The organism is Mesorhizobium sp. M7A.F.Ca.US.006.01.1.1 (genome assembly GCF_003997935.1).
GTDB lineage: Bacteria > Pseudomonadota > Alphaproteobacteria > Rhizobiales > Rhizobiaceae > Mesorhizobium.
Genome location: NZ_RZQL01000148.1, coordinates 1 through 6,102, shown reverse-complemented (window position 1 = coordinate 6,102; position 6,102 = coordinate 1). Strand labels below are relative to the sequence as shown.

Annotated in this window: 4 protein-coding genes and 1 pseudogene; 3 read left to right on the top strand and 2 right to left on the bottom strand. The window is 62.9% G+C overall.

The genetic code is table 11. The annotated features are described in order from the left end of the window. The 3 genes and pseudogenes from EN943_RS23575 to EN943_RS23565 all read left to right on the top strand — a co-directional run. Positions 1-1,513, top strand: a pseudogene (locus tag EN943_RS23575) (hypothetical protein); the annotation flags it as partial. A gap of 100 nt (positions 1,514-1,613) precedes the next feature. Further along, entirely contained in the window at positions 1,614-3,452 is a 1,839-nt protein-coding gene (locus EN943_RS23570) for a type I secretion system permease/ATPase (protein WP_127414830.1), read from the top strand. A gap of 13 nt (positions 3,453-3,465) precedes the next feature. Continuing rightward, on the top strand, positions 3,466-4,797 hold the full coding sequence (locus tag EN943_RS23565; RefSeq protein ID WP_127414829.1) for an HlyD family type I secretion periplasmic adaptor subunit: 1,332 nt from the start codon (positions 3,466-3,468) through the stop codon (positions 4,795-4,797). A 30-nt stretch (positions 4,798-4,827) separates the two neighbouring features. Here the strand turns inward: EN943_RS23565 and EN943_RS23560 are convergent, their stop codons facing one another. Together EN943_RS23560 and EN943_RS23555 are read right to left on the bottom strand one after the other, a co-directional pair. Further along, a complete protein-coding gene (locus EN943_RS23560; RefSeq protein WP_127414828.1) occupies positions 4,828-5,664 on the bottom strand; it encodes a sulfite exporter TauE/SafE family protein in 837 nt (278 codons plus the stop codon). A gap of 125 nt (positions 5,665-5,789) precedes the next feature. After that, positions 5,790-6,102: SDR family oxidoreductase (locus EN943_RS23555; protein ID WP_127414827.1), on the bottom strand; the 313-nt coding region annotated here is incomplete at its 5' end.

Genomic DNA, 6,102 nt, shown 5'->3' with positions numbered 1-6,102 from the left:
GCCGCAAGGCGGGGGCGAGGACAACACGCTCGACCTCAACGGTCTGATCAACGTGGTGGCGACGGTGACGGTGACGGACGGCGATGCCGACGTCGTGTCGCAGCAGAGCACGAGTTCGGGGCTGTCGCTGATCTTCGACGATACCGATCCGACGATCACGGCGCCATTCGATGCCGATCCCATTGCTGGCGGCATCCAAAGCCCCGAGCATCTGGGCAACGCGGTGGGCCAGACGGCCAGCGGGACCTTCGGCTACGACATGGTGGACAAGCACACGGCCGCAGAGTACCTGGCCGGCATCAGCGACTTTGTCGATGCCAACGGTGGTCTGTCGGGCACTCAGATCGGGCTCACCGGCACGGTCGATAATTCGCAGAACCCGAACATCACCAACGCGGTGGCAACCCTCTCGGCAGAGACTCTTACATCCGCGACGTTCGACTTTTCGTTCCACTACGACAAGGACCCGATCACAGCTGGTGTGCAGGACTCTACGGCGGGCGGTACTCTTTACTTCGACAAGATTGCCGACACCTACACTTTCACCCTGACTGACGCGATCGAAGGGTTCAGCTTCGACGTGTTGCACACCAGCGAGTTGGTGAATAAGGCACCGACCGGCAACACGGGACACCCGCTGATCGTTGCGGAGCAACTGACGCCGAACGGCGATCCGGATCCGTTCTTCGTGCAGTTCACCGCAAACTCGACAACCAACTCCATCAAGTTCGGCTTCAATTCGACGGGCGAGGGAGCGACCGTTGGTGACACCACGTTCAACAACGGCGGTGCCACCCACGACATGATCACCAACCTCCACGAGGACTGGGTGTCTGCAACCCAGGCGACGAACGGCGTTGCCGGCGATACAATCCAGAAGGGTGAAGTTCTGACCTTGCGGTTCTTCGAACAGAACATTCTGCCGGACGTGAACCCGAAGGCCACCGATGGTGGCAATGAGCGGCTTGACCCGACCGCGAGCGCCAGTGGCGTCGTCATCAAGTTCGACGGCGTCGGCAACAGTGAAGACCTGGTCCTGATCCTCGACCTGAAGGATGCCAACGGGAACGAGGTAACGAGGGCGGTCAATGTGCAGAACTCGGACCTGATCAAGGGGAACGCCAATATCCCCTCCCCGTACAGCACCGAGTTCACGCTCGATAACAACGATGCCCTGCTTATCCTCGAACAGAACGACTACACGGTCGCTGGCGAGACATACCAGATACAGGGCATCCAGATCATGCAGAGCGCCAATGGGTTGACGGGCACCGCCATCAACCTGAACGGGGGCATCGGAGCCGGTGGCGGCAGCAATGCCACCGGCGGCCTGACGGCTTGGGACCCGACCGACAACGATGTCCTGAAGATCGTGGACATCGGGTTTGTGCAGCAGACCAGTGGGACATTCAACGCCAACCTCGACTTCAGCTTCGCGCTGGCTGACGCGGACGGCGATCCGACTGCAACGCAGCACATCCCGGTGACCGTCAGCAACGACTACATCGTCTAGCACTGAGCCAAAGGGAGGCAGTTAGCGCTGCCTCCCTCCCCTGTGGACACAATCGCGTGCCTCGCGCCTGTTGCAACCCGCACGCCGAGCAGAGACATAAATGGCCAAACCAGCTAACTCACGTCCCTCTGCCCTGCAGGTGGTGATGAAAGAGGCCAGACGCGCCATCCGGCCGCTCGTCTGGTTCAGCGCCGGGATCAACGTGCTGATGCTGACCGGGGCGCTATACATGCTCCAGGTCTACCACCGCGTGCTGGGCAGTCACAGCACGGAGACACTGGTGGCGTTGACGTTGATCGCGGCTACGGCGCTCGCGACAATGGCGGCACTGGAAGTGGTACGCCAGCGCCTGCTGGCCAAAGTCGGAACGTGGATGAACGCGCGGTTGGCGCCGGTTCTCCTGACCGCGTCGGTAGAGTACGCCGCCGCGGCGCCCGGCCAGGTTACCACCCGCGCGCTGCGCGACCTGGATCAGGTACGGAATTTCTTCACAAGCCCGAGCATCTACCCGATCCTGGACGCGCCTTGGGCGCCGATCTTCTTCGCCGCCATCTTCCTCATGCACCCTTGGTTGGGCTGGCTGGCATTGTGCGGTGGGATTGTATTGCTGGCACTGGCGATCCTGAATGAGTACATGACACGCAAGCCGCTGACGGAAGCCGGCAGCGCACAGGTCCGGGCTTACACGCAGGCTGACGCCGTGATCCGGAACGCCGAGGTCGTGCAGTCCATGGGCATGTTGAAGCCCCTGCTCGAAATTTGGAAAGTCCACCAGGACGAGGCGAACGACGGACAATCACGCGCCAGCAGCCGGGGCGGCACCATCTCGGCCATCGCGCGCTCCTTCCGTCAGGCCCTCCAAATGGCCATCCTCGGCCTCGGCGCTTATCTCGTACTGCGGAACGAGGCTTCAGGCGGCATCATGATCGCCGCTTCCATCCTGATGGGCCGCGCGTTGGCCCCGGTCGAACAGGCGATCAGCACGTGGAAGGCGACCGTAGGAGCCCGCGCCGCGTACAAACGCCTTGTCGCAGTCGCCGGTCAGTACCAGGAGGCCACACCGGCCTTGCCGTTGCCGCGCCCGAAAGGCAGGTTTGAGGCCGACAACATCGGACTCGCCCGGCAGGGCGGCGGCGAGCCGATTCTGAAAGGAATCAATTTCCACCTCAACCCCGGCGAAGTGATGGCGTTGATCGGTCCGAGCGCGGCCGGCAAGACAAGCCTGGCGCGCGTGCTGGCCGGCGCCTGGCGCCCATCCGCAGGCCGTGCGTTGCTCGATGGCATGGACGTCGCCCAATGGGCGTCGGAGGACCGGGGCCGCCACGTCGGCTACCTGCCGCAAGACATCGAGCTCTTCGCCGGCACCGTCTCCGAAAACATCTGCCGCTTCGCCACTCTCAATCCAACGGTCTTCAACGGCGTGGTCAAGGCCGCGCAGTTGGCGGGAGTCCACGAACTGATCAAGGGACTGCCGAAGGGCTACGCCACCGAGATCGGCGAATCCGGCGCCGTCCTGTCAGGCGGGCAGCGCCAGCGCATCGGTTTGGCGCGGGCGCTCTACGGCGACCCGGCACTCCTTATCCTGGACGAGCCCAATTCCAACCTCGACAAGGAGGGCGAAGACGCGCTGGCCGCCGCCATCGGTATCGCCAAGGCGACGAAAACGACCGTCATCTTGATCGCACACCGCCCGAATATCATGGAGAAGGTCGACAAGGTGTTGGTCATCAACCGCGGTCAGCAAGACCTGTTCGGCTCACGTGACTATGTCTTCAACGAACTCGCCGCGCGCATCCGGCAGGTGAGCCAGATACCAGTGAGTCGCGCACCAGAAATCTCCGCCGCCGTGATCGGTGTCAGCAACGGGCCAAGCCCCTCTTCAAAGCATCCGTCGCGTCAAAGTGCATTGAGCACCACCGAAGTGGCGAACCAGGCATGAAACGAGGACAGGTATGAGCGTCGTGCTGTTACCCACCCCGCCACCCTCTCTGCTGAAACCGGTACCCTTGCGCCTCACGGGCGTGACCTGCACCGGGTTCGCGATCATGTTCCTGTTCTTCGGCGTGGCCGGGGGCTGGGCGGCTCTGGCACCGTTGGACAGCGCCGCTGTGGCGCCGGGCGTGATCAAGGTCGCCGGCGACCGCAAGCTCATCCAGCACCTCGAGGGCGGCATCATTGCGGAGTTGAACGCCGCCAACGGGGATATCGTCAAGGCGGGCAAGATCCTCGTCCGGCTCGACGACACGCAGGCAAAGGCGCAGCTCGACCTGATCCAGAACCGGATAGCAACGCGTGAGGCGCTGGCCGCGCGTCTCAGGACCGAGCGTGACGGCAAGACCGAGATCGAGTTCGATCCGGCGTTGCTAGCAAACCCCGCCACCGCCGTGAAGGACGCGGTGGCAGCACAGCGTGACGTGTTTGCCGCGAAGCACCACAATCTGAAGGACGAGCGGGAAATTCTCGGCCAGCGCCGTCACCAGGTCGAGGAAGAGATAACGGGACTGGAGCAGCTTATCGTCACCGAAGACAAACAGATCGAGGCAATCGAGGGTGAAAGCAAAGACCTTGAGGGTCTGCTCAAGAAAGGGCTGACCACCCGCGAACGCAACCTGTTGCTCAGACGCCAACAGCGGGAGATCGAGGGGGAGCGCGCCACCAATGTCGCGGCAATCGCCCGTGCCGGAAGCGCAATGGCCGAGATCGACATGCAGATCCTGAACCTCAACACAGTGCGTCTGAACGAGGCCGTCGACGAGTTGAGCAAGGTCGAGGCGGAATTGTTTGACCTCGGACAGCAGGAGCGTTCCGCCAGGGACGTGCTTAGCCGTACCAACGTCGTCGCGCCCGTTGACGGCATCGTCATGGAGCTGAAGGTCCATACGGCGGGCGGTGTCGTGAAACCCGGTGAGACATTGATGACGATCGTACCGCTCGGACAACAACTCGTGGTCGAGGCTATGGTCAAGCCGGAGGATGTCGAGACGATCGCACCCGGACAGCCCGCGCGCGTCAGCTTCCCGGCCTTCGCCCGCTACAACCTGCCGCCGCTCGAGGGTGTTGTGGAGATCGTGTCGGCTGACCGCATGGTTGAGGAACGCAGCGGCGCACCGTATTTCGCCGCGACGGTTGTGATCGACAAAAGCGAACTCGGCAAGCTGGAGGGTCGCAAGCTGCTGCCCGGCATGTCGAGCGAGACGATGATCCGGACGGGGGCTCGCACCGTTCTCTCTTATCTCGCCGAGCCGATCACGCAGAACTTCCGCCGGGCCATGCGGGAAAAATAGCCAAAAATAGCCGTAGCCGCCTACCGAAATTCAAGACAGCAGCATTCGCCCGGCCGTGATTGCCAGGAAGAATGCAAAGGCAAGTTTCAGGTAGCGCGGGTTGAGCGCGTGGGCGAGCCTTGCGCCCAGAGGGGCGAACAGGAAGCTCACGGGTGCTATGATGGCAACAGCCGGCAGGCTGACGTAGCCCAGGCTGAGCGGGGGCCTGCCGGCAATCTCGAGACCCGACCAGATGAAGCCGGCCACCGCCGGAAGCGCGATGAGCAGGCCAAGCGCCGACGATGTGCCGACGGCCCGGTGGACTGGAAAGGAAAAGCTGGAAAGCGTCGGCACCGAGAGCGTGCCGCCACCGATTCCCATGAGCGAAGAGACAAAGCCGATCACAGCAGCGATCGCACGGTTGATCCAGCCGCTTTGCGGCAGGCGATAGGAGATCACGAGGTGCTTCGGCAACGCCATGTTGACGGCCACCAGCAGGCCGACCGCGCCGAAGACCAGCCGCAAGCCGGCGCCCGGGATGAATTTCGACATGATGCCGCCGATCAGGGCACTCACGAAAACGGCCGGTCCCCACAGAGTGAGCAGAGGCCGATCGACATTGCCGCGCCTGTTGTGCGACCGCATCGACGAGATCGAGGTGGGGATGATGACCGCAAGCGAGGTCGCGACCGCCAGATGGCTGATCACAGCAGGTGAAAAGTGGAACAGGCTAAGTACCCAGAACAGCACCGGGACGATGACGATGCCGCCGCCGACCCCCAGCAGACCGGCGAGCACGCCGGAGGCCATTCCGGTCATGGCCAGGCCGGCGACCAGCATTGCAATCGTCAGCCCGTCGAAAACCGACGTGTCGAATCCGAAGTCCACTGTGATTTTTCCTTGATTGGCCATTTGCGGCACGGCCTTGCGGACACGGCCGCGCTCATCCGCTGTTGCGACCTAAAATGCAGGTCGCCCAGACGGGTCGTAGCGGTTTTGGGACGCGCTTTTGGCTAGTGGCGCACCATCCCGGCGTCGACATTGAGCGTCTGGCCGGTGATCCAGCGCGCATCGTCGGAGGCCAGGAACGAGACCACATCGGCGATATGTTCCGGCTGCCCTTTGCCCTTCATCGCCTGAAGCATCTCGACGAAGCCGAACGCCTCATTGTGCGGGCTCGCCTTGACGCCGTCGCTCTCGATCAGGCCGGGCGTCACCGCATTGGCGGTGATGTTGTATTTGCCAAGCTCGGTGGCGAGCGCCCTGGTGAAGCCGATGACGCCACCCTTAGCCGCGACATAGGCCGCCATGTTCGGTGTGCCGGCA

Coding starts and splice junctions, on each gene's coding strand:
- EN943_RS23570 (WP_127414830.1), top strand. CDS start 1,614: ATGGCCAAACCAGCTAACTCACGTCCCTCTGCCCTGCAGGTGGTGATG.
- EN943_RS23565 (WP_127414829.1), top strand. CDS start 3,466: ATGAGCGTCGTGCTGTTACCCACCCCGCCACCCTCTCTGCTGAAACCG.